The organism is Paraburkholderia megapolitana (assembly GCF_007556815.1).
GTDB classification, from domain to species: domain Bacteria; phylum Pseudomonadota; class Gammaproteobacteria; order Burkholderiales; family Burkholderiaceae; genus Paraburkholderia; species Paraburkholderia megapolitana.
On the sequence record NZ_CP041745.1, the window covers coordinates 2,327,386 to 2,353,051 of the forward strand.

At 63.1% G+C, this 25,666-nt stretch carries 23 protein-coding genes; 10 read left to right on the forward strand and 13 right to left on the reverse strand.

Annotated elements, in window-relative coordinates; genetic code table 11:
- Positions 1 to 34: 34 nt before the first annotated feature.
- Positions 35 to 499 carry a MarR family winged helix-turn-helix transcriptional regulator gene (locus FNZ07_RS23620; protein ID WP_091013154.1) on the reverse strand — a complete coding sequence of 155 codons (465 nt, stop codon included), beginning with the start codon at positions 497 to 499 and terminating at the stop codon, positions 35 to 37.
- Positions 500 to 669: 170 nt separating this feature from the next.
- On the opposite strand from FNZ07_RS23620, the gene FNZ07_RS23625 reads away from it, so the two are divergent.
- Both FNZ07_RS23625 and FNZ07_RS23630 read left to right on the forward strand, forming a co-directional pair.
- Positions 670 to 1,641, forward strand: a complete 972-nt coding sequence (locus FNZ07_RS23625) for an amidohydrolase family protein (RefSeq protein WP_091013158.1) — start codon at positions 670 to 672, stop codon at positions 1,639 to 1,641.
- Positions 1,642 to 1,649: 8 nt separating this feature from the next.
- Positions 1,650 to 3,011, forward strand: a complete 1,362-nt coding sequence (locus FNZ07_RS23630; RefSeq protein WP_245811509.1) for an MFS transporter — start codon at positions 1,650 to 1,652, stop codon at positions 3,009 to 3,011.
- Positions 3,012 to 3,017: 6 nt separating this feature from the next.
- Here the strand turns inward: FNZ07_RS23630 and FNZ07_RS23635 are convergent, their stop codons facing one another.
- Genes FNZ07_RS23635 through FNZ07_RS23645 form a run of 3 tightly spaced genes read right to left on the reverse strand, consistent with a single transcriptional unit; the run spans position 3,018 to position 5,330 of the window.
- Positions 3,018 to 4,088 carry a maleylacetate reductase gene (locus tag FNZ07_RS23635; RefSeq protein WP_091013165.1) on the reverse strand — a complete coding sequence of 357 codons (1,071 nt, stop codon included), beginning with the start codon at positions 4,086 to 4,088 and terminating at the stop codon, positions 3,018 to 3,020.
- Positions 4,075 to 4,443, reverse strand: a complete 369-nt coding sequence (locus FNZ07_RS23640; RefSeq protein ID WP_091013168.1) for a Dabb family protein — start codon at positions 4,441 to 4,443, stop codon at positions 4,075 to 4,077. The genes FNZ07_RS23635 and FNZ07_RS23640 overlap by 14 nt, the downstream gene beginning before the upstream one ends.
- The gene (locus FNZ07_RS23645) at positions 4,440 to 5,330 is read right to left on the reverse strand and encodes an intradiol ring-cleavage dioxygenase (protein ID WP_091013170.1); all 891 of its coding nucleotides are present in this window, start codon (positions 5,328 to 5,330) and stop codon (positions 4,440 to 4,442) included. The genes FNZ07_RS23640 and FNZ07_RS23645 overlap by 4 nt, the downstream gene beginning before the upstream one ends.
- A 122-nt stretch (positions 5,331 to 5,452) precedes the next feature.
- Between FNZ07_RS23645 and FNZ07_RS23650 the strand changes: the two genes are divergently transcribed.
- Positions 5,453 to 6,379 carry a LysR family transcriptional regulator gene (locus tag FNZ07_RS23650; protein WP_091013174.1) on the forward strand — a complete coding sequence of 309 codons (927 nt, stop codon included), beginning with the start codon at positions 5,453 to 5,455 and terminating at the stop codon, positions 6,377 to 6,379.
- A 19-nt stretch (positions 6,380 to 6,398) separates the two neighbouring features.
- On the opposite strand, the gene FNZ07_RS23655 is transcribed toward FNZ07_RS23650, so the two are convergent.
- Positions 6,399 to 7,184, reverse strand: coding sequence for a CerR family C-terminal domain-containing protein (locus FNZ07_RS23655; RefSeq protein ID WP_091013178.1), 786 nt, complete (start codon positions 7,182 to 7,184; stop codon positions 6,399 to 6,401).
- A gap of 94 nt (positions 7,185 to 7,278) precedes the next feature.
- Between FNZ07_RS23655 and FNZ07_RS23660 the strand changes: the two genes are divergently transcribed.
- The 4 genes from FNZ07_RS23660 to FNZ07_RS33735 all read left to right on the forward strand — a co-directional run bounded on the left by FNZ07_RS23660 (position 7,279) and on the right by FNZ07_RS33735 (position 12,154).
- Positions 7,279 to 8,421, forward strand: a complete 1,143-nt coding sequence (locus FNZ07_RS23660; protein ID WP_091013181.1) for an HlyD family secretion protein — start codon at positions 7,279 to 7,281, stop codon at positions 8,419 to 8,421.
- 16 nt (positions 8,422 to 8,437) lie between these two features.
- On the forward strand, positions 8,438 to 10,030 hold the full coding sequence (locus FNZ07_RS23665) for an MDR family MFS transporter (RefSeq protein WP_091014728.1): 1,593 nt from the start codon (positions 8,438 to 8,440) through the stop codon (positions 10,028 to 10,030).
- A 17-nt stretch (positions 10,031 to 10,047) separates the two neighbouring features.
- The gene (locus FNZ07_RS23670; protein ID WP_091013185.1) at positions 10,048 to 11,517 is read left to right on the forward strand and encodes an efflux transporter outer membrane subunit; all 1,470 of its coding nucleotides are present in this window, start codon (positions 10,048 to 10,050) and stop codon (positions 11,515 to 11,517) included.
- Between the two features lie 475 nt (positions 11,518 to 11,992).
- On the forward strand, positions 11,993 to 12,154 hold the full coding sequence (locus tag FNZ07_RS33735) for a hypothetical protein (protein WP_170275826.1): 162 nt from the start codon (positions 11,993 to 11,995) through the stop codon (positions 12,152 to 12,154).
- Between the two features lie 32 nt (positions 12,155 to 12,186).
- Here FNZ07_RS33735 and praB read toward each other — a convergent pair whose 3' ends face one another.
- Together praB and FNZ07_RS23680 are read right to left on the reverse strand one after the other, a co-directional pair.
- Entirely contained in the window at positions 12,187 to 12,666 is a 480-nt protein-coding gene (gene praB, locus FNZ07_RS23675; protein ID WP_091013190.1) for an alkane oxidation protein activator PraB, read from the reverse strand.
- 232 nt (positions 12,667 to 12,898) lie between these two features.
- Positions 12,899 to 13,081 (reverse strand): hypothetical protein, encoded by a 183-nt coding sequence (locus FNZ07_RS23680; protein WP_091013195.1) that lies wholly within the window; start codon positions 13,079 to 13,081, stop codon positions 12,899 to 12,901.
- Positions 13,082 to 13,706: 625 nt separating this feature from the next.
- On the opposite strand from FNZ07_RS23680, the gene FNZ07_RS23685 reads away from it, so the two are divergent.
- Positions 13,707 to 14,543, forward strand: coding sequence for a hypothetical protein (locus FNZ07_RS23685; RefSeq protein WP_143098096.1), 837 nt, complete (start codon positions 13,707 to 13,709; stop codon positions 14,541 to 14,543).
- Positions 14,544 to 14,588: 45 nt separating this feature from the next.
- Here FNZ07_RS23685 and FNZ07_RS23690 read toward each other — a convergent pair whose 3' ends face one another.
- The 4 genes from FNZ07_RS23690 to xylA form a co-directional block, all read right to left on the reverse strand.
- The gene (locus FNZ07_RS23690; RefSeq protein ID WP_091014729.1) at positions 14,589 to 15,788 is read right to left on the reverse strand and encodes a sugar ABC transporter permease; all 1,200 of its coding nucleotides are present in this window, start codon (positions 15,786 to 15,788) and stop codon (positions 14,589 to 14,591) included.
- Between the two features lie 5 nt (positions 15,789 to 15,793).
- The gene (gene xylG / locus FNZ07_RS23695; RefSeq protein ID WP_091013205.1) at positions 15,794 to 17,353 is read right to left on the reverse strand and encodes a D-xylose ABC transporter ATP-binding protein; all 1,560 of its coding nucleotides are present in this window, start codon (positions 17,351 to 17,353) and stop codon (positions 15,794 to 15,796) included.
- 97 nt (positions 17,354 to 17,450) lie between these two features.
- Positions 17,451 to 18,479: a D-xylose ABC transporter substrate-binding protein gene (xylF, locus tag FNZ07_RS23700; protein ID WP_091013210.1), complete on the reverse strand. Its 1,029-nt coding sequence runs from the start codon at positions 18,477 to 18,479 to the stop codon at positions 17,451 to 17,453.
- 140 nt (positions 18,480 to 18,619) lie between these two features.
- The gene (xylA, locus tag FNZ07_RS23705) at positions 18,620 to 19,942 is read right to left on the reverse strand and encodes a xylose isomerase (protein ID WP_091013214.1); all 1,323 of its coding nucleotides are present in this window, start codon (positions 19,940 to 19,942) and stop codon (positions 18,620 to 18,622) included.
- Between the two features lie 248 nt (positions 19,943 to 20,190).
- On the opposite strand from xylA, the gene FNZ07_RS23710 reads away from it, so the two are divergent.
- Together FNZ07_RS23710 and FNZ07_RS23715 are read left to right on the forward strand one after the other, a co-directional pair.
- Positions 20,191 to 21,417 (forward strand): XylR family transcriptional regulator, encoded by a 1,227-nt coding sequence (locus tag FNZ07_RS23710; protein WP_091013217.1) that lies wholly within the window; start codon positions 20,191 to 20,193, stop codon positions 21,415 to 21,417.
- A gap of 35 nt (positions 21,418 to 21,452) precedes the next feature.
- Positions 21,453 to 22,526, forward strand: coding sequence for an aldose epimerase family protein (locus FNZ07_RS23715; RefSeq protein ID WP_091013221.1), 1,074 nt, complete (start codon positions 21,453 to 21,455; stop codon positions 22,524 to 22,526).
- Positions 22,527 to 22,529: 3 nt separating this feature from the next.
- Here FNZ07_RS23715 and FNZ07_RS23720 read toward each other — a convergent pair whose 3' ends face one another.
- Both FNZ07_RS23720 and FNZ07_RS23725 read right to left on the reverse strand, forming a co-directional pair.
- On the reverse strand, positions 22,530 to 24,653 hold the full coding sequence (locus FNZ07_RS23720) for a prolyl oligopeptidase family serine peptidase (RefSeq protein WP_091013225.1): 2,124 nt from the start codon (positions 24,651 to 24,653) through the stop codon (positions 22,530 to 22,532).
- Positions 24,654 to 24,853: 200 nt separating this feature from the next.
- On the reverse strand, positions 24,854 to 25,627 hold the full coding sequence (locus FNZ07_RS23725) for an alpha/beta fold hydrolase (RefSeq protein ID WP_091013229.1): 774 nt from the start codon (positions 25,625 to 25,627) through the stop codon (positions 24,854 to 24,856).
- Between the last annotated feature and the right edge of the window lie 39 nt (positions 25,628 to 25,666).

A 25,666-nucleotide genomic window follows, 5' to 3' on the forward strand; every position in this document is an offset into this window, starting at 1 on the left:
TAGTCATCTGGTTCGCCCACGACGCATCGCCCGGTCACACCAGCACTTCGGTGTTTTCGTATAGACGATCGAGCAATGTGCGCAGCACCTTCACTTCTGCTTTCGTGAAACAGTTCAGCGCAATCGCCTCATAGTGCTGCGCAAGCGGCACGATTTCGCGCGCGAGCGCCGCCCCTTCTTCCGTCAGCGAGATCCGCAGCGCGCGCGCATCCTCTTCGCTGCGCTCGCGGCACACGAACCCCTGTTCGATCAGACGATCGATGATGCGCGACAGCGCCGACATATCGACACACGCCCGCACGACCAGTTCGGAGAGCCGCTGATGCGGCGTATGCCCGAGCGACGCGCACACACGCCATTCCGTCAGGCTCAACCCATAGGGCTTGAGCGCCTTTGAAAAAGCGTTGCCCATCCGGCTGCCGGTCCTCGCCACCAGGTAGGGAATCGCCGCTTCCAGATCGTGATCGACGATGATCGAGGTCTGCTTTCTCTTTGCCATGTCCACCGTGCCCGTCGTGATTTGATTGCCGATTCAAGTATACCCTCGACGACCTCACGGAAACCAGACCCGGACTCCCGTCCTCGCGACCCAGGGTGTTCCCGTTTGATTAATTGAAAATTCAAGTATAGACTGCACGTTCCATTACTTGATTTTTCAACCATGCCGCTATGAAAGACAAAATCGCCCTGGAAGAACACTTTGCCATCGACCTGACCATCGGCGATTCGCAGGTCTATGCACGCCCCGAGGTGTGGACGCATCTGCGCGCCAATCTGCTCGATTTCGAGCAGCAGCGACTCGAAAAAATGGACGAATGGGGTACGGCGTTCTCGATCCTGTCGCTGAACTCGCCCGCCGTGCAGGCCATCCCCGATCCGCACAGGGCGCTCGTCGTCGCGCAGAAAGCCAACGATATCCTTGCAGAACAGATCAGCCGTCATCCGGCGCGCTTCGGCGGTTTCGCCGCGGTACCGCTGCAGGACCCGGACGCTGCTGCGCGCGAACTCGAACGCTGCGTGACGCAACTCGGGTTTCACGGCTTTCTCGTCAACGGCTTTTCGCAGGTCGGCGACGAACGCACGGTGGCCTACTACGACGCGCCCCGTTTCGCCGACTTCTGGCAGCACGCCGCGGCGCTGAACAAACCGTTCTACATGCACCCGCGCGATCCGTTGCCGGAACGCGAGCCGATTTATGAAGGCCAGCCGTGGTTGACCGGCCCGACCTGGGCCTTCGCTGCCGAGACGAGCGTGCACGCGTTGCGTCTGATGTCGAGCGGGCTGTTCGACCGTCATCCGCAGTTGCAGATGATTCTTGGGCACTTCGGCGAAGGGATCCCGTTCAATGTCTGGCGGATCGATCACATCCTTCGAAAAGGCCGGCGCGGCATGCCGTGCGAGCGCGAAATCGGCGATTACCTGCGCAATAACGTGCACATCACCACCAGTGGCAATTTCCGCACGCCGACGCTGCTGTCCACGCTGCTCGAAGTGGGCAGCGACCGCGTGATGTACTCGGTCGACTATCCGTTCGAGAAACACGAAGATGCCGCGCGCTGGTTCGATCACTGCGAAATCAGCGAGAACGACCGGCGCAAGATCGGCCGCGATAATGCCGTCCGTCTGTTTGGTCTGCAATGAGAGAGCACGTGCCCGCAGACCTCATAAGCGCCGGCTCCACCGGCGCCATCGATATCGCGGCAATCGTCGACGCGCGTCCGGTCGGTCGCTTCCAGGTGTGGCTGATGGTACTCGTGGGTCTATCGGTCGTGATGGACGGCTTCGACGTGCAGGCGATGGGTTTCGTCGCACCGTCGATCATCCATGCGTGGGGTGTGTCGCGCGCGGCGATGGGGCCGGTGTTCGGTGCCAGTCTCGTCGGCATGCTGCTGGGTTCGCTCGCACTGGGGCCGCTCGCCGACCGGGTCGGGCGCCGGCCGGTCCTGATCGGCTCGACCGCGTTCCTCGCCGTCTGCATGCTCGCTACCGCCTTCACCACGACGCTGCCCCAGTTACTGACGATGCGCCTGATCACCGGCTTCGGGCTCGGCGGCATCATGGGTAACGCGATTGCGCTCGTCAGCGAGTACAGCCCCGCGCGCAAACGGGCAACGTTGATGATGTGGGTGTCCTGCGGTTTCACCGGGGGTGCCGTGCTCGGCGGTGTGCTCTCGGCCGCGCTGATTCCTGTCGCGGGCTGGCAGGCGGTCTTTCTGCTGGGCGGCGCGATTCCGCTCGTGATCGCCGCCGCAATGGTTGCGTTCCTGCCGGAGTCGATGCAGTTCCTCGTGCTGCGGCAATGCGGCCTCGAGCGCGTCGGTGTGTGGCTGCGCAAGATCGCACCGGATCTCCCGTGTCCGCCCGGCACCCGCTATCTCGTGCACGAACGGACGACCGGCAGCACACCGGTCCGTGCCCTCTTCGAAGCCGGCCGCGCACGCGTCACGCTGCTGCTGTGGGCCGTGAATTTCCTGAATCTGCTGAACCTGTTCTTCCTCGCCAACTGGCTGCCGACCATCGCCGCCGATGCCGGCTATGACGTGGCGCACGCTGCGGTGATCGGCACGACCCTGCAGGTCGGTGGCGTAGTGGGCACGATCGTCATGGGACCGTTGATCGACCGCTGGGGGTTCTTCCGCGTGCTGGCGCCCTGCTACCTGATCGCCTGCATCGCGATCGCTGCGATCGGACAGACTGCGCAGATGTCGCTTGCGTTGACGCTCGTGTGCGTCGCGATCAGCGGCTTCGGTATCGTCGGCGGGCAACCGGCTAACAACACACTTTCAGCTTCGATCTATCCGACTTCACTGCGTGCAACCGGAGTGGGCTGGAGTCTCGGTGTGGGTCGCGCGGGATCGATCGTCGGGCCGATCGTTGCCGGCACGCTGATGGAGTTGCACTGGTCGTCGGCGCATCTATTTCTGGCTGCAGCAGTACCTGCGCTCGCGTCGTGCGGTGGATTGATCGTGCTCGCGCGCGACCGGTTGTTCAGTCGCGCGACGCAGCGATAAGGATTGTCAGACCTGCCGCGGCGGCACGCCGTCGAACGCATCCTGCAGCAACGCGCGAATCGACGCGTAGTCGATCTCGCGCGGATTCCAGTAGGGATTGGCGCTCGCAATCTGCGCCGCGCGATCCAGATCGCCGGCCTCCATGCCGATGTCCTTGAGCGCAACCGGTGCGCCGTTCGCGCGCGCCAGTTCGTAGATGCCGGTCGTCGCGTTGTCGTGTCCGACAGCGCGGGCGATACGCGACATCGCGTGCGGTGCGGCCGCCGCGTTATAAGCGAGTGCGTGCGGCAATACGATCGTGTGGGTCTGTGCATGCGGGAGATTGAAACTGCCGCCCAGCGTATGACACAGCTTGTGATGCAGCGCCATCCCCACGCTACCCAGCACGTGACCACATAGCCACGCCCCGTATAGCGCATCCGAACGCGCTTCGAGATCGAGTGGCTGCTCGACGATCTTCGGTAGCGCACGCGCCAGCGCGGCGATGCCCTCTTCGGCCATCAGGCTGATCACCGGGTTCGCATCGCGTGAGTAGAGTCCTTCGGCCGCATGCGCAATCGCGTTGATCCCGCTCGTGACCGACATCGGCGCGGGCAGTGTCAACGTCAGTTCGGGATCGTAGATCACGGTTTTCGGCAGCACGCGCAGATCGGTGCCGGTGCGTTTCAGGCCGTCTTCCGTCAATCCGAAGATCGGCGTCATCTCGCTGCCGGCGTAGGTGGTCGGCACGGCGAGAATCGGCAGACCGGAGTCGAGCGCGATCGCCTTGCCAAGCCCGATCGTCGAACCGCCGCCTACGGCGATCGCACAGTCTGCGTTCAGTTGTTGCGCAACGGCGCGTGCCTCGATCGCGAGTTCGAGCGGCACGTGCATCACGGCTCGATCGAAGATGCCCGCGGCACGTGTGCCGAGCCGCGCGGCGATCGCCTCGCCGAGCGAACGCTGTTCGGGTGTGCAGAGAATCAGCGCGCGCATCGCACCGAGTTGCAGTACCTCGCGCTCGAGATGCTGCAGACTTCCCGAACCGAACACGACACGTGCGGCACGCGCCGTGTAGACGAAATCAGGCGTTGGCATCGCTTGCCTCCGCTGCGGGCGACACGGATGACACCAACGATGATGTGATCGGCTGACTCACCTCGTAGTCCACCTGATACCGCGCCGTGCGCACATCGCCGAGCTGTTGCCTCACGCGCAGATGCTCGGGATGGTTCGCATACGCCTCGAGCGCCTCGCGCGATTCGAAGTCGCTGACGAGCACGACGTCGCACGCGTAATCGACCGTGCTGGTATCGATGCCGATTTCCAGATGACGCATGCCTGGAATCCGTCCGCGCAATCCTTCAAAAGCCTCTTTCACGCGTTCGCCCGAAATGCGTTTTTCCTGCGCGGTATCGCCGCGCACCTGCCACATGACGATGTGCCGGATCATACGGTCGCTCCAGCAGGAGCGGGATTCAGCACGAAGTCGTAGTCGAGCGTATAGAACGGCACGCTCATCGACGTACCGTCGGGCGCGATGCCGGGCGCGTGCTTCACCCATTCGACCACCAGCGTCGAGCGCACGCCGAACACCGCATCCGAATCGAGGTACTGGTCGCCCTGACGGAACACATGGGTGATCAACGTTTCGTAGCCCGGCGCCTTGATCCAGAAGTGCAGATGCGCGGGCCGCCATGGGTGGCGCCCGAGCGCATCGAGCATGCGCCCGACCGGACCGTCGTGAGGGATCGGATAGGCTTCGGCGAGAATCGAGCGGAAATGGAAACTGCCGTCGGCCTGTGTGTGCAGTTTGCCGCGTGCGCTATGGACCATCTCGCCGACTTCGGCCGAGGTTTTCTGCACGTCGTAAAAGCCGTCTTCGTCGGATTGCCAGACATCGAGCGACGCGCCTGCCACCGGTTCGCCGTCCACGCCGCGCACATGGCCGCGCACGAAACATGGTGCGCCAAGCGCCTCGTTCGACAGATCGTCGCCGTTCTCATAGGTGGGCGCGCCGTCCACGAAAAACGGCCCCAACACCGTTGCTTCAGTGCAGGCAGCCGGCTTGCGGTTGTTCTGCGTCGTGACGAGCATCGACAGGCCGAGCGTGTCGGACAGCAGCACGAATTCCTGGCGTTTGTCGTCGGTGATATGACCGGTATCGGTCAGGAACTGGATCGCCGCAAACCACTCGGCTTCAGTGAGTTTCACCTCGCGGGCAAACGCGTGCAGATGCTGTACGAGGCTCGTCATCACGGTGTGCAGTCGCTCGTCGCGGCAACCGTCCATCGAGGCGAGCACCGCCTGGGTAATCGTGTCTTCACTGATATTGCGCATGGCGGGGCGTCTCCGTTTGTCGCGGCCGCAAGCCGCGCTATATGCGGATAGTAGTCGCCGATCGCCTGGAAAAAAACGCGCTATAGTGAAATGATATTTCCACCAGGCGGAAGAGTAAGCGTATGGACCGATGGACCCAGATCGAGTTTTTTGTCCTGACCGCGGAAACCGGCAGCCTGTCGAAGGCGGCGGAAAAGCTCAACATGTCGAACGCGGCGGCAAGCCGGACCCTGGCCGCGCTCGAAGACCGGCTCGGCGCGCGGCTGATCGAGCGGACCACGCGCCGGCTCTGGCTGACCGACGCGGGGCGCGAATATCACCGGCGCTGCAGTGCGCTGCTGGCTGAAATGGCCGAAGCCGATGCAGCCGCCGGCGATACCGCGATGAATCCGCGCGGCACGTTGCGGGTGACGAGTTCGGTTTCGTTCGCGATGATGCATATCGCGCCGTGGCTGCCGGAATTCAGCCAGCAGTATCCGCAACTGTCGGTGCAGATCGTGGCGGCCAACCGGTATCCGGACTTTATCGAAGCCGGCATCGACGTCGCGATCCGCACACGCGAGCATGAAAGCGATTCGGGCATCACGGTGCGGCGGCTCGCGGAAACGCGGCGTGTGCTGGCGGCGTCGCCCGGTTATCTGGCGAAACACGGCCGCCCGCAAACTCCCGACGATCTCGCCCGCCACCGCATGCTCGTCTATCACCTGGCGGCAGACCCGTACGTGCTGCACCTCACGCGCGGCGCTGAAACGCGCGATGTCCCGATCGCGAGCGCACTCGATTCGAACGAAGGCCAGGTGATCTGCGCGGCCGGCTATGCGGGCATGGGCATCGTGATCCAGCCGCTGTATATCGTGCACGACGACATCGTCGCCGGACGCCTCGTGCCGGTGCTCGAGGACTGGCACCTGCCCCGCCTCACGATCAATCTCGCCTATCAAAGCAGACGGCACCAGCCAGCGAAGATTCGTGTGTTTACCGAAGGGTTGATCGAGCGGGTCGAACGGCTCGACCTCGCGCGGAAATGGACCGACGTGCCCAACCGGTGACGGTGAGCCGGTCGCGCGGTTACGCCTCGGTCTTCTTGCGCGCCGCACTACCAGCACGCCGCTTCGCCGCCGGTTTGCGCTTCGCCTCGCCCTCATGCAACGCCCGCTCGAGGCTCCATTGCCTGAGCAACATGCGGGTCTGATCGGCGACCGTCGTCTTCAGGACCGCGGCATTGTCGGCGTCGAAGGTTTCCCAGTTGAGCAACGTCAGCGTCGTACGATGCGCGACGTGAAAGATCACCATTTGCCCGTGCAGACTGAACATGCGGATCAGCGTGATCGGATCGTCGACCGCGCGGCCCGAGATGCGGGCAACGAGCGCCGCGGCCGCGGCGTTGAACGGCTTGCGAACCCGGTTCATGAGAATTTCGGTGGCGCTGGCGGGCTCCGATCCCGATTGCTCGCGCGCAAAAAAGAGCCGTCGGCCCGGCACCGTGGCCTTGACGCAGATGCTGTCCGCGGTGGCTTCCTGGATACGGATGAACGCTTCGATGAGCTCGTCGGTATCCGCGTCGTCGTTGCTCAGCACTTCGTGCGCGTTCTCGATGGCGGGGCCGAAAATCTCCCACGCGTCGTCGGCTAACGCTTCGATACAGGCGCGATAGACGCCTTCCTTGTTCTCGAAGTAGTACTGCAGCGCCGGTGCGTTGACGCCGGCGAGCGCGGCGATGTCGCGGGTCGACGCGCCATCGAAACCTTTCTCGCCGAACAGATCGACCGCCGCGTCGATGATCCTGCGCCGCGTCTCATCGCCTCGCGCGTACCCGCCCTCCTGCGGACGACGAAGCTTCTTGATGTCGTTCATAGACCCCTCTCGTTTCAGACAGATACAAATATATCACTTGACACAATTTTAACGACTGGAATAATTATGCCAACTGGAAAAAATTGGAAAACCGATGTCAACCACCGCAGGCACCTCCCCGGGCAATCTGCCCATCGATGACGCATCCGCCGTGCCCAGCCGCCGCCCCGGGCGGCGCACGCTGCTGATCGGCCTTGGAATCGTCGCGTTGATCGTCGCCGCGGTCTGGCTCGGGCGCTGGTGGACCGTCGGCCGCTTCATCGAAACCACCGACGACGCCTATCTGCAAGCCGACAGCGTCACGGTTGCGCCGAAAGTCGCCGGTTACGTGACCGAGGTCTACGTTGCCGACAACCAGGTCGTCAAACCCGGCGATCCGCTCGTGCACCTCGATGCGCGTCAATACCAGGTCGCACTCGACCAGGCGCTCGCCACCGTCGATGCGCGCAATGCCGACATCGCGCGCGCCCAGGCCGAGATCAAACAGCAGCAAGCCAATATCGAACAGGCGCAGGCCCAGCAACAGGTGGCGCGCGTCAGCGCCCGCCATGCCAGCGACGAAGTACAGCGCTACGCCCCACTGGTTGCGACCGGCGCCGAAACCAGCGAACGCCTTGCCGAGCTGACCAGCACGCGCGATCAGGCCGCCGCCACGCTCACTGCGAACGCGGCCGCGGTCGATGCGGCCCGCACGCAGATCGCCTCCACCAACGCCCAGCTCGCGCAGGCCCGCGCCCAGCTCGAAGCCGCCCAGGCAAGCGCACAACAATCACGACTCGATCTCGAGAACACGGTCGTGCGCAGCGTGCTCGGCGGCAAGATCGGCGATCGTTCGGTGCGGGTCGGCCAGTATGTGCAACCCGGCACGCGGATGCTGACGGTCGTGCCGGTGCAGAGCACCTACCTCGAAGCGAACTTCAAGGAAACGCAGATCGGCCACATGCACGTGGGACAGCCGGTCGAGATGCATATCGATGCGCTGCCGGGCCAGACGCTGCACGGCGTCGTCGATAGTTTTTCGCCGGGCACGGGTTCGCAGTTCGCGCTGCTGCCGCCGGAAAACGCCACCGGCAACTTCACGAAGATCGTCCAGCGCGTGCCGGTGCGCATCCGTATCGACACCGGCCCGGAAACCCGCAGCGTGCTGCTGCCGGGGCTGTCGGTGAACGTCGAGGTCGACACGCGTTCCGCACGCGAACGCGATCAGCGCATCGAAGCCGAGAATCACCGTGGCTGAACCGACTGCCAACGCAATGTCCGACGCACCGCAAGCCACACCTGCGGCGCCACCGGCTCCGGAGCGCGCGAGCGTAACCGACTGGATCGCGGTGGCCGCGGGCTCGCTCGGTGCGTTGATGGCAACGCTCGACATCTCGATCACGAACTCGGCACTGCCGCAGATTCAAGGCGAAATCGGCGCGACCGGCACCGAAGGCACGTGGATCTCGACGGGCTACCTGATGTCCGAGATCGTGATGATCCCGCTCGCCGCATGGCTCACGCGCGTGTTCGGTCTGCGCAATTTCCTGCTCGCCAACTCCGCGCTCTTCATCGCATTCTCGATGATGTGCGGCTGGTCGCACACCCTGCCGATGATGATCGCCGGCCGCATCGGCCAGGGCTTCACCGGCGGCGCACTGATTCCCACGGCACAGACCATCATCCGTACGCGGCTGCCGCTGTCGCAGTTGCCGGTCGGTATGACGATGTTCGGGCTGATCGTGCTGCTGGGGCCGTTGCTGGGCCCCGTGGTCGGTGGATGGCTGGCTGAGAACATCAGCTGGAGCTGGTGCTTCTTCCTGAACCTGCCGGTCTGTCTCGCGTTGATGACGCTGCTGATCGTCGGGCTGCCGTCGGACCGGCCACACTGGGAAGCGTTCTTCAAGGCGGACTGGCTCGGCATCGTCGGTCTGGCGATCGGCTTGAGTTCGCTCACTGTCGTGCTCGAAGAAGGTCAGCGCGAACGCTGGTTCGAATCGAGCGTGATCGTCGGGCTGACGTGGCTCACGGTCGCAGGCTTCGTGCTGATCGCGCTGTCGCAGCTCACCGCAAAAAAACCGATTATGCGTCTGAGCCTGATGAGCAATCCGCGCTATGCGAGCGTGATCGTGATCGTGTCCGCGGTCGGCGCCGGGCTTTATGGTGTGTCGTATCTGGTGCCGCAGTTTCTCGGCATCGTAGCCGGCTACAACGCACAGCAGTCCGGCGCGATCATGCTGCTATCGGGGCTGCCCGCCTTCCTGATGATGCCGGTCCTGCCGAAGCTGCTCAGCAAGGTCGACTTCCGGATCCTCGTGATCAGCGGGCTGCTGCTGTTCGGATTCAGCTGCATGCTCGATATCGGTCTGACCGCGCAGAGCGTCGGCCACGACTTCCTCTGGTCGCAGCTGATACGCGGCACCGCGCAGATGCTCGCGATGATGCCGCTGAACCAGGCGTCGATGGCCGCCGTGTCGCGCGAAGACTCCGGCGATGCCGCCGGTCTCTACAACATGGCGCGCAACCTGGGAGGCTCGATTGGCCTTGCGGTCATCGGCACGGTTATCGATCGGCGCACGACGTTCCACACCGCGGTCATCCGCGAATCATTGAGCGCGAACTCGCTGCTCGGGCAGGACCATATCGCCGCGAGCGCGGCCGGCTGGTTCGCGCGCACCGGCGACATGGCTTACTCGCAGATGCGTGCGCTCGGGCAGATCGCCGTGCAGATCCAGCAGCAGGCCGTTGTGATGACCTACTCGGAAACCTTTTACCTGCTCGGTATCGCGCTGCTCGCGTGCATTCCGCTCGCGCTGCTGCTGAGAACGCCGCCCCGGAATGTGCCTCCGCCGTCCGCCGGCCACTGAGAATCGAAACGATCGCCATGATGTCTTTCCGCCTTTCCGCTTTATCCCTTGCTGCGCTGGCTTCTATAGCAGCGCTGACGGCCTGCTCGGTCGGCCCCGACTATCGCGGCGCCCCGTCCGTCGCGAGCGACTCGACCAGCAGCGGCACGTTCGTGCGCGCGCCGGCCGCGGGCGTCGTGGTCACCCACGCACCGAATCAGTGGTGGCTCGCACTCGGTGACCCACAGCTCAACGACTTGATCGACGCGGCGTTCGCTCACAACCCCGAGCTGCATATCGCCCAGGCGCGTCTGCGCGAATCGAGAGCGCAATTGCAACAGCAGCGCGCGAACGAACTGCCGAAGGTCTCCGCCGATGCCGCCGCACTGCGCACACGCGAGCCCGATCTCGGTTCGTTCAGTGCGTTGCAGTCGCCAGGCGGTGCGGGTTCGTCGACGGGTGGCGGGCCGTTGCAGTTCTACACGGCCGGCTTCGATGCGACATGGGAGATCGATCTGTTCGGCGGCACGCGACGCGCGATCGAAGCTGCGTCGACCGAAGCACAGGCCACCGACGCGGACCTCGCCGACACGCAGGTCTCGCTCGCGGCCGAAGTCGCCAGTGCCTATGTCGATCTGCGCGACCAGCAACAGCGTCTCGTGCTCGCGCAGCACCAGGCCGAAGTCGAACAGCACATGCTGACCTTGACGCAGCAACGACGCGCACGCGGCACGGCTGCCGACATCGACATCGAACGTCTGACCACGCAGGTCGAGAACACGCGCGCGACGTTGATTCCGCTCGATGCGCAAGTGACGGATTCGCTCGATCGTCTCGCCGTACTGACGGGCCGCGCGCCCGGCGCGCTCGATGCACAGCTGGCCGGCACGCAGCCGCTGCCGGCGATGCCTGAGTCGGTGGCGATTGGAGACCCGGCATCGCTGCTGCAACAGCGGCCCGATATTCGCGCGGCGGAGCGCAGGCTCGCGTCGAGCAATGCGCAGATCGGCGAACACATCGCCGATTTTTTCCCGAAGGTCACGCTGCTTGGCGATCTGGGATTTAGTGCGGGCGACCCGGGGCATCTGCTGCGCAAGAGCAACTTCAGCTGGGTCGGCGTGCCGTATCTGCAATGGAATCTGCTCGATTTCGGCCGCACGCTTGGGACCGTACATGCCGCCGAAGCGTCGCGCGACGAGGCCGAGGCGCGTTATACGAAGGCTGTGCTCGGCGCGCTGCAGGATGCGAATTCGTCGCTGTCGCGCTACGGGCACCAGCGCGAGCATGTGGTGACGTTACAGAAGGTGGAAACATCCGCCGATCATTCGGCTACGTTGATGCGGCAACGCTACACGGCCGGCGTGTCGAACCTGATCGATCTGCTCGATACGCAGCGTGAGGAATTCACGGCGCAACAGAATGTGGTCGCTGGGCAGGCGGAATTGCTGAAGGATTTTGTGTCGCTGCAGAAGAGTCTGGGGCTGGGGTGGCGGGTGCAGCAGGGATAGGGCTGGTTGCCGGCACAACGGGTCGAGTTTGCGCGGACCGATAAATCCGGTCCGCGCGAAACGCGACGAAAAGCTGTGCGGCGCCGTGCGATACGGCGCAGACCGATCCCTGTTACGGCGAGACCGTCAAAGCCGGACTCGCCTTGATCGACAGGTAGTTGACCGTGCACTTGCCGCCGAGTGGTTGATTGCTCGTGGTCAGCGTGTTCGCCGCGACGTTCCAGCTGCCGTTGATGGTCGACGGACCGCACTCGCCGAGGCCGCTAATTGCGTAGCCAAATCCGAAGTTTTCGATGCTGAACGTCGTTGCACTGGTTGCAACCAGTTTCCACGGCAGACCATTGAGTACCGGTAAACCGCATACCCCCCGTCGGTGATAGCCGCCGAATTGATCTGGGCATACGAGCCGTCCGAAGCCACCACGCCGCTCACTGTTATGCCACAGCCTGAGTTCGCATAAAACTGAGTGCTGGTTATGATCGAGCCGGTCGCGCTAAACGAAGTGCCTGCCGGTCCGATCGTTGCGGCGAAAGTCGCTGCAGAAACGGCGGCACACATCACGATGACGGCACCACCGAGCACACGCATCTTCAACGATTTCATAATTTATGTCCTTAAGCCGGTCTGCGCCGCGTAACCCGGCGCAGACCGATCCCCGTTACTGCGAAGTTACGGCGAAACCGTAAAGGCCGGGCTCGGCTTGACCGACAGGCTGTTGATCGTGCAGTTGCCGCTAAGCGGCTGATTGGTCGCCGTCAGCGTGTCGGTCGCGTTGTTCCAGCTGCCGTTGATCGTCGACGGACCGCAGTTCGTGCCGAGCACGCTGAAGCCGACGTTTGCGACACTGCCGGCCGTCGTGCTGCTTGCGACCAGCTTCCACGGCAGACCGATGATCTGCGGCACGCCGCACAGCCCGCCACCTGTTACGACTACCGAATTGATCTGCGCATACGAGCCGTCCGAAGCGACCACGCCGCTCAGCGTGATGCCGCACGACACATTCGCGGCGATCGGGTTGCTCACCACAATCGTGCCAGGCGCGCTGAACGAACCACCTGCCGGTGCGATCGTCGCGGCAAACGCCACCGACGAAAAAGCACACATCGCGACAACAGCACCACTGCACACACGCATCTTCAAGGATTTCATGATTTAACTTCCTTATTTGTGGCAACAGAGTTGCCGGAGGATGAACACAGCACAGCGATGCACGGGGGCGCCGCTATTCGAAACACTGCCCTGCTGAACTACTGAACTGCCAAACTTCCGCTGACCGGACCGCGCAACGCGCTTCGTAACCACGCTGCCGCCGGTGTCGCCCGTTCAGCCGGGTATCGGGTAGATACCGCGGACGGTCGGACCGCATGCCTGATACGAAGGTCTATTGCACGAGCGAACCGGGCGCGACGAAGAGCGGCGTCGCGCCGGTATTGCCGACAACGTGGATCGAGGAATTGCGTGATGCCAGGTGCGTCGCTGCAAAGCCGACGCGGCTGGGATTCGATTGCGCGATAGGTGGCATCGTGTGCGACCCGCGCTCGCGTCCATTGAAGTGATCTGCCATCCATGTCTCCATTCAACGATTATTAGCTATATCGCTATTTTTATTCGTTTTGCATTTACGGCCGGTGTCTTAAACGGTTTCCGGATCAAACCGGTCCGTTAAGCAACGCTCTTCCCACTCCCTTTTATCGTTAAGGGAGACCGGTCATACGTAAAATGCACATTGCATTTGATCGAGCGATACCCTCGCGGCACACCCGAAAGTGTGCGCGTCTCTTATGCGATGTGGTTCCTCGTGGCTATGGACGTTGTCTGCACCGTGTCCTCGCTGGCCTGTATTCGGATAATTGTGCTGGGCGTACATTAGTCCCGCTGGCGCCGGGTGTACATAGAGCCTTTGATCCAAACCGGTGCAGACAGTGGATGGTATTGTCCAGATTCGTTCTCCGCAATGTTTCAAACAGTCGAATTAATCGGCACACGTGCCGAACCCGGCCATCAATACGTCTCGCGATGCAATATGAGTTATTGTGAATAACGGCCACCCGCCGCTTCATGTTTGGCACAATCCGTCGTCAATGCGTCTGGCCAGATAGTTAAATCGGAGAGCATGCATGCCGTTATTGCATAACGCTGGAAAAAGCACTGCCGGGAAAAACATTGCTGAAAGACGCACTGCAACATCGATGTCGGGATGGCTGGGATGGATCGCCTGCGGAGTCGCGACGATCGCAGTGACGCTAGGCTTGATGGCATGGTTGGCGCCTGCACAATCCGGCGGGATCGTGGCGGCGGTGACGCGTGCGACAACCCAGCCGCGGCCAGTGGAGACGGGCCAATCCGCCGCACCGGTTGCGCCTTCTCTACCTGTGTCGCAAGGACCTACGGCAGGCAGTCCTGTCGACATGCTCGCGCGGCTGGAAGCTGCGCGTAGCAACGCCGCATTCCAGCCCGGCGGCATCGCAAGCGACACCATGGCCGATGCGCTGCAGCATGCGTTTTCCTATCCGAACTTCAGCGCGCTGGAGAATCGCGCCGATGCGGAGGGTCTGTTCGAAGCTGCAGCATGGGCGGATGCCTGCGTGCGCGGCACCCTGAGCGCGAACGAGCAGTCGTTGCGCTGCAGCGATACGCGCCTGCGCGACGCGAAGTACGCCGACGATCTGCTGCACAAGGCCGCTGCAGCCGGTCAACCCGCAGCCGTACTCGCGCTTGCGAACCTCTACCCCGCGGAATGGCTCAACGTCCCGCTTGCGGGCAGCGATACGCTGGGCGACCGGGTGCTGACACTCGCGGCCCACGGCAATGCAAGCGCGCTCGCGCTGCTCAGCCAGTGGTGCGCCTCGCCCAAAGCCTGCACCGATGCGCAGTTGACGCGCAACACGCTGGCGCTGTTGCAGGTGAGTCTCTTCAAGACCGGGACCTCGGAAGTCAACCAGTATCTGATCGGTAACGCCGACGAGCAACGGGCGGCCGTCAACCGCGCGGACTCACTTCGCAAATTGCTAGCGTGGCCGTCATAACGCAGCGCGCGCCATCGTCTTCACCTTCAAGCGCCGCTTCTGCACTCAACGCCGGTTCGATCCCGACACCACGTCGATCCACACCGCCAGCACCAGGATGCTGCCTTTGACGATCATCTGCCAGTAAGCATCGACGTCGAGCATCGACATGCCGTTGTCGAGACTCGCCATCACGAGCGCGCCGATCAGCGCGCCGTGCACGGTACCCGAGCCGCCGCGCATCGACGTGCCGCCGATAAAGCACGCCGCGATCGCATCGAGTTCGCCCATGGTGCCCGCCGAAGGCGAACCGGCCGCGAGCCGCGCCGTGTTGACGATGCCGCCGAATGCGCACATCAAGCCCATTAGCGCAAAGATGGCCAGCTTCACGCGATTCGTGTTGATACCGGAAAGCCGCGTCGCCTCGAGGTTTGAGCCGACCGCATAAATACGCCTGCCGAATACGGTCTGCGTCGCGATATACGTGAACACACCAAGCAGCGCGAGCAGCAACAGCACCGGCACCGGAATGCCACCGTACCGGTCGAGTGTCGCGACGAACGCCAGCAGGATCGCGCCGGCGCCGACAATCTTCACGATGTCCTGCCACAGCGGCACAACCGGCAATTGATAACGCTGGCGCGAGCGCCGCTGCGACACCGTCAGCACCGCGATCAGCGCGAACAGCACGACTGCGAGCACATCGCCGGCCGCGCGCGGCAGATAGCCCTGGCCGATAAACACGAACCCGTCCGACACCGGCGCGATAGTCGATCCGCCGGTCAGACCGAGCAGCACACCGCGAAACGCCAGCATGCCGCCAAGCCCGACGATAAACGACGGCACCCGCCGGTAAGTCGACCACCAGCCGCTGAACATGCCGACCAGCACGCCGAGTACGAGCACCGCCGGCACGGTCGCCGCAAGCGGCCAGTGGCGGTTCACGTCGAGAATCGCCGCGACGCCGCCGAGCAGCCCTAGCAACGAACCAACCGACAGATCGATCTCGCCGGCGATGATCACGAACACCATGCCGCACGCGAGCATGCCGGTGATCGACATCTGACGCAGCAGGTTCGACAGGTTGCGCGGCGTCACGAAGGCGCCCTGCGTGAGAAACGAGAAGAACGCCCAGATTGCGGCCACTGCGATCAACAGCGCGAGGATCTTGTAACGCGCGAAGAGTTGCTGGGCCTGCTGAGCCACGTCGAACGACGGTTTCGATACCGTTCGCTTCGCGTCGCCGGAGGTAGCGTCGGGAATCATGCCGCTCATGCTGCACTCGCTGAAGTGGGATGGGTGGAAGACGGCGCGGACTGCAGCGCGGCGGCGAGAATGGCTTCCTGCGTGAGGCCGTCGTTCGGAAAATCGCCGCGCAACTGCCCTGCTCCGATCACGAGCACGCGGTCGCTGATGCCGAGCACTTCGGGCAATTCCGACGACACCATCACGATGGCCACGCCGCGTTGCGCCAGCTGGAAAATCAGTTTGTAGATCTCGTACTTCGCGCCGACATCGACGCCGCGAGTCGGCTCATCGAGAATCAGCACCTTCGGATCGGTCAGCAGCATCTTCGTCAGCACGGCCTTCTGCTGGTTGCCGCCGGACAGGCTCGCGATCGGCAGCATCGGGTTTGCGGCACGCACCGACAACAGCTTCATCTGTGCGTGGATCGTATCGAGTTCCGCGCTCGAATCGATCCGGCCCGCGTGTGCGAACCGGTTGAGCACGGCGAGCGTGATGTTGTAGCCGACGCCGAGCTGCGGCACGATGCCGTGCCGCTTGCGATCTTCGGGCACCATCGCGATGCCCGCGCGGATTGCATCGAACGGTGTGCGCACACGCAGCGGCTTGCCTTCGAGCTGCAATGTCGCGTGGCTGACGCCATTCCACGCCCCGAAAATGGCCTGCATCAGCTCGGTCCGCCCCGCGCCGACCAGGCCCGCCACACCGAGAATCTCGCCGCGCCGCACGTTGAACGACACGTCGTCGACCCGCTTGCGGCGCGGGTTCGTCACGTCGAACACCGTGACATGCTGCGCTTCGAACACGATCTCGCCGACGGCATGCTCGACGCGCGGAAACAGGTTCGCGATTTCACGGCCGACCATCAGCGCGATGATCCGCTCGGTGGTAAGCGTACTCATCGGTTCGGTGGCGACATGCCGGCCGTCGCGTATCACCGTGACCGTATCGCACACTGCTTCCACTTCGTCGAGTTTGTGCGAGATATAGACGCAGGCGACACCTCGCCGCTTCAGGTCGCGCACGATATCGAGCAGGATGCGCGTCTCGGTCGCGGTCAGCGACGACGACGGTTCGTCGAGAATCAGCAGTTGCGCTTCTTTGGCGAGCGCCCGCGCAATTTCGATCAGTTGCTGGTGGCCGCCGCCGTAGTTCATCACAGGCTGCGCGACGTTGATCCCGTCGATCCCGAGCCCACGTAGTAGTTCGTCGGCACGCTGATACATCGCCGCGTAGTTCATGCGGCCGCCGGGCAAGGTGATCTCGTTGCCAAGAAAGATGTTTTCGGCCACCGACAACTCGGGCACGAGCATCAGTTCCTGGTGGATGATCACGATGCCGGCGCGCTCGGTGTCGCGCACGTTCTGCGCTTCGAGCGGCACGCCCTTCCAGAGAATCTCGCCGTCCCACGTACCGTGCGGATAGACGGCCGACAGCACTTTCATCAACGTCGATTTGCCGGCGCCGTTCTCGCCGCACAGGCCAACGCATTCGCCGGGCATCACGATCAGGTCGATGCCGTCCAGCGCCTTGACGCCGGAGAACGTCTTGACGATGCGATGCATCGCCAGCAAGGGAGTCGCCATTCACTGTTCCCGTTGCAGGAGAAAACGCGGCGCGCCCCACGCCGCTCTGCTTCGCGACGTGGGGCGGCACGCACTCAGGAGAGACTCATACGCAGCGTTACTGGCTCGCGATCTGCGCTTGCGTATAGAAACCGTCCTTCACGACGATGTCGACATTCTGCTTCGTCAGCAGGGTCGGCTGCAGCAGCACCGTATCGACCTTCTTGCGGCCGTTGTCGTACTGCGCGTTATAGGCCGGCTTTTCGCCCTTCGCAAGCTGTACGGAAAGCTTGGCAGCTTCGCTTGCAATCAGCTTGAGCGGTTTGTAAACCGTCATCGTCTGGGTCCCGGCAATGAGCCGCTTGACCGCTGCGAGGTCCGCGTCCTGCCCCGAAATCGGTACCTTGCCGGCCATATGCTGCGCCGCAAGCGCCTGGACCGCGCCGCCCGCAGTGCCGTCGTTCGACGCGACGATCGCATCGATCTTGTTGTTGTTCGCGGTGAGCGCATCTTCGACGATACGCAGCGCGGTCGAGGCGCTCCATTCCGGCACCCACTGCTGGCCGACGATCTTGATGTCGCCGCGATCGATGGCCGGCTGCAGCACCTTCAACTGGCCTTCGCGCAGCATCTTCGCGTTGTTGTCGGTCGGTGCACCGCCGAGCAGGAAGTAGTTGCCCTTCGGCTGCGCATCGAACACACCCTTCGCCTGCAGTTCGCCGACTTTCTCGTTGTCGAACGAGATGTATGCATCGACGTCGGCGTCGAGAATCAACCGGTCGTACGAAACGACCTTGATGCCGGCCTTCTTCGCTTCAGCGACCACGTTGCCGAGCGTCTTCGAGTTGAACGGCACGATCACGATCACGTCGACGCCGCGCGAGATCAGGTTTTCGATCTGCGAGATCTGGCGTTCCTCGCTCGCATCCGCCGACTGCACCGACACTTTCGCACCGAGCTTTTCGGCGGCGGCGACGAAGTAGTCGCGATCGCGCGACCAGCGTTCGACGCGCAGGTCGTCGATGCAAAAACCGATTTCGGGGTGATCCTTGCTCGCATGCGCGAGCGGCGCAGCGAGCGACAGACTGGCGAGTACCGCTCCACAGACGAGCGAACCCAGAACGGAACGGCGGGTGGCAAATCTCATGTCTCACTCCTCTCTTTTAATCACCGGCGTGCCGGTGTGGACGGCTCGCATGGTGGACCATGCGGCCGGATAGCAACGCGAGCCTTTGTCATGCTTGCCGTGCTTTCGGCTCGTGCGGTTCTTGCAGTTCTGGCAGCCGCTCAGTGGCCGCCGTAGATCGCCTGATTCACGACACTCTCCAGATACTCCTGGCGGCCGCTCGCATGCTGCGGATCGAGGCCGCGCGCAAGCGCGTCGCTAGCTAGCGATGTAAGCGAATAACCGCCTGCCAGAATCTTGCGACCGAACTCCGTATCCCAGCCCGCGTAACGCTGCTGCCGGAACTGCTCGAGGCGGTCGTGCTCGATCAGCTTCGCCGCGCGCTCCACCGCAAGCGCGAGGTTGTCGATTGCACCGATGTGGCCGTAGAACAGATCTTCCGCATCGATACTCTGACGCCGTACCTTGGCATCGAAGTTCATGCCGCCGGTCGTGAAGCCGCCGTGCCGCAGGATTTCGTAGAACGCGAGCGTCAGTTCTTCGACGCTGTTCGGAAACTGATCGGTGTCCCACCCGTTCTGCGGATCGCCGCGATTCGCATCGACACTGCCGAACACACCGAGCGCGAATGCCGTCGCGATCTCATGATGAAACGAATGGCCGGCGAGCGTCGCGTGATTCGCCTCGATGTTCACGCGAATCTCGTTCTGCAAACCGTATTGCGTCAGAAAGCCATGCACGGTCGCGACGTCGTAATCGTATTGATGCTTGGTCGGCTCCTGCGGCTTCGGTTCGATCAGCAGCGTGCCCTTGAAACCGATGCGGTGCGCGTGCTCGACGACCATATGCAGAAAGCGCGCGAACTGTTCGCGTTCGCGCGAGAGCTCGGTGTTGAGCAGCGTGTCGTAGCCCTCGCGGCCGCCCCACAACACGTAGTTCTCGCCACCCAGTTGATGGGTTGCGTCGAGCGCGTGACGGACCTGGGCCGCGGCAAATGCGAACACTTCAGGGTTCGGATTGGTCGCCGCACCGGCCGCATAGCGCGGATGCGAGAACAGGTTCGCGGTGCCCCACAGCAACCCGACGCCGCTGTCCTGCTGCTTGCGCGCGAGGTAGTCGACCATGCGCGCAAAGTTTTCGCTATATTCCTTGAGGTTGCGGCCTTCTGGGGATGCGTCCGTGTCGTGGAACGTGTAGTACGGCGTGCCGAGTTTCGTGAACAGTTCGAACGCGGCGTCGGCCTTCTGCTTGGCGCGCTCCATCGCGTCGCCGGGCTCGTGCCACGGCCGGCGGAATGCGCCGTGGCCGAACACGTCGGCGCCCGGCCACACGAACGTGTGCCAGTAGCATACGGCGATGCGCAGATGCGCTTCGAGCGTCTTGCCGAGCACCATCTTCGCCTTGTCGTAGTGATGGAATGCCAGCGGGTTGTCCGAGTCCGGTCCTTCATAGTGGATCGGCTGGATGTGCTCGAAATACGACATCGATGTCTCCTTTTCTTTCTATGTTTATGCTGCGCCGCAATGCTCGCGCTCGGGGCGAATGTGGCTCGCCAGGTGACGCCATGCTGCCGTGCCCGCGCAAGACCGGCAATTACGAAATTGCGTAAGCGGCTTGATGTTTCTTACCGCCTCGCCGCGCATACCGCGCAGGGTGGAGGTTCCCGGACTAGAATTGCTGCACGTTTCGTAATCGTTTCGTAACCGCTTGATCCCGCGAGCCGCGCCCACCGATGACCCGAGTCCAGACGCACCCCACGCCTCAGACGACCCATCGGATCGCGCTGCTGTTCAACGCGAACAAGATCTACGATCGCGAGATCATCGGCGGAATCGGCAAGTACCTGCTGTCCACGCGGGTCGCATGGGACCTGTTTCTCGAGGACGATTTCCGTTGCCGCCTGACCGGCATCGAGCGTTTCGAAGGCGACGGCATCATTGCGGACTTCGACGATCCGGCCGTGTCGGATGCGTTGCGCGGCTGTGCGCTGCCGGTCGTCGCGGTGGGCTCGTCATTCGAAGACCAGGCGCACTATCCGCCCGATCTACCCTACATCGCCACCGACAACGCGAAGCTCGTCTCGCTCGCCTACACCCATCTGATCGGCGCCGGGCTTGCGCACTTCGCGCTCTATAGCCTGCCCGAGGCCCAGGAAAACCGCTGGGCACAGCAACGCGAGCGCGCGTTCACGCATCTGCGCGCCGCCGACGGGCGCAGTGCTGCCGAGATCGGCGCCGAGATTTATCGCGGACTGTCCACCAGCGCGCCGTCGTGGAACCAGGCGAGCGAGCAGTTGACCGGCTGGCTCGCGAGCCTGCCGAAGCCGGTCGGCATCATCGCGGTGACCGACGCGCGTGCCCGGCATCTGTTGCAGGCGTGTCTGATGGCGGGCATCGCGGTACCGGAGCAGGTGGCAATCATTGGTATCGACAACGATCCGCTCACGCGGACGCTCACACGTATTCCGCTGTCGTCGGTGATTCAGGGTACCGAGGAAATGGGTCGCACCGCCGCGTATCTTTTGCATCAGATGCTGCACGGCGCGCGTTTTCCGGGCCGGCGCATCCTTGTGCCACCGGTCGGTATCAACGTGCTGGAATCGAGCCGTCATCAGCCGCTCGCGAGCCCCTATGTGATGCGCGCGCGGCACTTCATCCGCCAGTACGCATGTCAGGGCATTCGCACCGAGCAGGTCGCCGATTACGTCGGCGTGTCGCGCTCGTCGCTCGAAGAACATTTTCGCCGCGAACTGAGTTGTACCGTGCATCAGGCCATCCTGCGCCATAAACTCGATGCGGCGAAAGCACTGCTTGAGCAGCGCGATGTGTCGAGCGCGGAAGTCGCGATCCGTTGCGGCTTCACCTCGCTGCAGTACATGTATGCCGTGTTTCGCCGCGAACTCGGCTGTACGCCGCGCGAATATCAGGAGCGTCCGCGCCCGGAAACATCGGCGAACTGACGCACCGCACCCTCTTCTCTCTTTCTTCCAGAAACATGATCAGTACAGCGCAAATATCTACCGAAACGTGGGGCCGGCTGCCAGGCGGCGATCCGGTCAGTCTGTTTACGCTGCGCAATACGCACGGCATGAAAGTCGCCATCAGCGATCTCGGTGCGACGCTCGTGTCGTGGCACGCGCCGGACCGGGAAGGACGGCTCGGCGACATCCTGCTTGGCCACGACAGTCCCGCCGACTATCACGCGGCGACGACCTATATGGGCGCACTGATCGGCCGCTGGGCGAACCGCATTGCCGGCGCGCACTTCACGCTCGATGGGATCGACTACGCGCTCGATCGCAACGAAGGCGACAATTGCCTGCATGGCGGCGCTGCCGGGTTTCATCGCGCGCTGTGGCAAGCCGACGACGAGGACGGCACGCTCGTGATGCGGCTCGAGTCGCCGGAGGGCGATGCGGGTTTTCCGGGCAACGTGACGGTCCAGGTGCGCTATGCACTCGATGACGACGGTGCCCTGACGCTCGACTACGAAGCGCTCGCCGATGCCCCGACGCCGCTCAACCTGACGAGCCATCCTTACTTCAATCTGACGGGCCAGGCCGGGACGGACGTGCGCGGTCACGTCATCTCGATCGATGCGGACGCGTTCTTCGAAGTCGACCCGGCGATGATTCCGGCGAAGCGCGCGGACGTTGCCGGCAATGCGTTCGATTTCCGGCACAGCGCGCCGCTCGGGGCGCGGCTCGACTGGCCGCACGCGCAGCTCGCACGCGCGGGCGGCTTCGATCACTGCTATGTGCTGCGCGACGCAGCCGATGAGCCTGGAAATGTGCAGCCCTGCCGCCGCGTCGCGAGTGCCTACGATCCGGGCAGCGGGCGCGAACTGGTCGTCGAGACAGACCAGTGGGGCTTGCAGTTCTATACCGGCAATTACCTGCAGGGCGTGCGCGGTCGTCAGGGTGTCGTGCTCGCACGACATGCGGGGCTGTGCTTCGAAGCCGGCGGGTTTCCCGACCAGGTCCACATGGCCGACGGTGAGCGGACCGTGCTTCGACCTGGCAAGGTGTACCGCCAGCAGACCCGCTATCGGGTCTGCGTGCGCGGCTGAAAACTACGGGCGAACCGGTTGTAACGCTGCTCCGATCTTCGCGCGCAGGAACTCGAATGTCGTGGCTACTGCGCGGGCCATGGTTTCGGGCTCGACACCTGCGCCATGCCCTCCATCGCGATGTTCCAGGTACCAGACGTCGGCGTGCCCGAGTGCCTGCATTTTCGCCACCATCTTGCGGGCGTGAGCAGGATGCACACGATCGTCGGTCGATGACGACGTAAACAGCACAGGCGGATAGTGCGTGTCTGGCTTCACGTTGTGATACGGCGAGTAATCCATCAGCATCCGGCGGTCGTCGGCATTGTCGGGATCGCCGTACTCCTCGACCCACGAGGCGCCCTGCAGCAGCAGGTGAAAGCGCGCCATATCGAGGACCGGTACTTCCGAGACGACGGCGCCGAACAGTTCCGGGCGCTGGATCATGCATACCGCTGTCAACAGACCACCGTTGCTTCCACCTTGAATGGCGAGCTGCGTGGGCGTCGTTACACCTGAATCGATCAATGCTTCGGCCACGGCGATGAAATCGTCGAATGCAACCTGACGTTTCTCGCGCTGGGCGGCCCGATGCCAGGCAGGTCCATATTCCCCGCCACCCCGGATGCAGGCGATCACGTACACGCCACCTGGTTCGAGCCAGGAGAATCCCAGGGTGTCGATATAGCCGGGGGTATCGAGCGGGATTTCGAATCCGCCGTATCCGTAGAGCACGCACGGCCGTGGATCGCCTTGAAGATCCGTCTCGCGCCCGATTACCCAATAGGGAATCCGCACGCCATCGGCAGCAACGGCATGCCGGCGCAGTGCGACGAATCCACTTGCATCGAAGCGGGCGGGAAGCTGCGCGAGCAGACGCCAGGGTGTATCACTGGCGAGATCGGCAAGATGCAGCGACGGCGGTGTCAGGAAGTGATTGGTGTAAATCAACACGGTGTCGTCGCGTGTGTGGTCGATGGCTGTCACCGATGCCTCGCACCCGTCCGGCAGCGGATAGTCCCGCGCCTCCCAGGTGCCATCGGCGGCCGCGAGTGGACGCCAGAGTGTCACACGGGTAACGCTTTCGCTCTTGTGCGCAACGATCAGCCAATGCTTCGTATAGTGCGCGCCGGAAAGTACCTTTTCGTCCGCAGGCGCGAAAAGCACCACGAAGCAGCGGCTACCGTCGAGAAATGCGTCACGCCGGATAGCGAGCAATGAGCCGCTGCGATACGTGGCCGCATCGACGTCCCAGTCGGTGCGCAGCGTAACGAGCAACCAGTCGTTCCACCCGAACAGCGTTGCATCGCGCGGCACATCGAATTCCCGCCATTCGTCCGTCTTCTCGTCGAGCCAGAAGTACACCACGTCGTAAAACGATGCGCTGCGGTACGCGGAATGACGTCTGTGAATCGGATCGAAAAAGGCCTCCGCAGACAGGTCGTCAGGTTCACATTCGAATACGATCGGCGCATCGGATACGCGCATTCCGCGCGTCCATTTGCGTACCTGTCGCGGATAGCCGGCGACCGTCACGGCCGGAACCGCGCTCACCGCACTGTCATCCCAGCTCACGTAGATCGTATTTCGATCGATCCACCCGACGCGGTGGTAACCTGGATCAGGTAGTGCAAAACCGTTGTCGACAAAAGCGCGTGCTTCGACGTCGAACTCCCGCACGATGATCGAATCGGAACCTCCCGGTGCAAGAGAGACCAGCGCGCGATCGAAGGTGGGATAGATCAGATCGAAGCCGGCCAGAACCCAGCGTGTTTCGTCGCCGTCCCGGTTGTTCAGATCGAGTGCATTGACGTCCAGCACGGTTTCCCATTCAGGCACGCCTTCAATCCAGGCGTCCCAGGGCGTGCGGCGTACAAAGAAGAGCGGGTGTGCTTCGTCGGTCCAGTAGTTGTAGCCCCAGTCGCCATAACGCAAACAGGTAACGATGCGGTCCTGGGCCGTCATGGCTTCGAAAAGCCGCCTGGTGCGAATGTCGGCGTTGGGCGTATGACCGAACGTTTCCATGGTGCGGGCCGTTTGCGCACGTACCCATGAATCGACGGTGGGATCGTCGAGTTTTTCCAGACCGATATACGGGTCTGCAGCGTCGGTCGACGGCCAGGTAGTAGTGGGGAGCGAGTTGGTCATGGATATTCGATATCTTGCGCACAGTGAAACGCCATACCTTATCGAATATCTCCGAACGTAGATATCGGTTCGCTCCTAAATGAAACATAAGACATGCCTAACTGAAACGTACAGCCAATCGCTCAGGTGCGATCGTCGATCGCACCTGAGCCGAACAGACCCGACTGTGCCGGTCATACCTGTTTTTGCGGCAATGCGCCTTACTTCTTCGCCGCCGCAGCGATCACCGCCGCCACCGCTTTAGGCTGGCTCAGCATCGCGACGTGGCTCGACTTGACGCGCGTCACGGTCGCGCCGATCTGCGTCGCCATCACCTGCTGCAGACCCGGATCGATCATATGATCCTGCTCCGCGAGCACGTACCACGACGGCTTCGTGTGCCACGCGGCGGTCGTGACCTTGTCGTCGGTACAGCCGGAGAACCACGGGCCCTGGGTCGCCGCGACGAGGCGCGCTTCCGGCAGCGGCAGGTCCTGTGCGAACTGATGGATGATCGCGTCGGTGGACAGCGTCAGGAAGCCGCCGGAATCCTTCTGCAGCTGGCTCACCCATGCCGGCGCCGGCTTGCCTTTCAGCATGTCGTTGATCGACACGCCGCTGTCCGGCGCGAAGGCCGCGACATAGACGAGTGCCTTGACCTTGTCGTCGTTACCGGCCTGGCTGATGACGACACCGCCCCACGAATGGCCGACCAGCACCACCGGGCCTGTCTGCGCGTCGATCACGCGTTTCGTCGCGGCGACGTCGTCGGCCAGCGAAGACAGCGGGTTCTGCACAGCCACCACGTGTGCGCCGCGCGCTTCCAGCAGCGGAATCACCTTGCTCCAGCTCGAGCCGTCGGCGAACGCGCCATGAACCAGGACGACGTTGGTGCCCTTCAGATCGCCCTGCGCCTCAGCGTGAGCGGCCTGCACGGAGAACAGGCCACCGAACAGGCAGGCCGCTGCAAACCACTTCTTCATTCGGGTATTCATGTTGGATCAACTCCTCAAATGTGATGTCGAGGCCAGAGC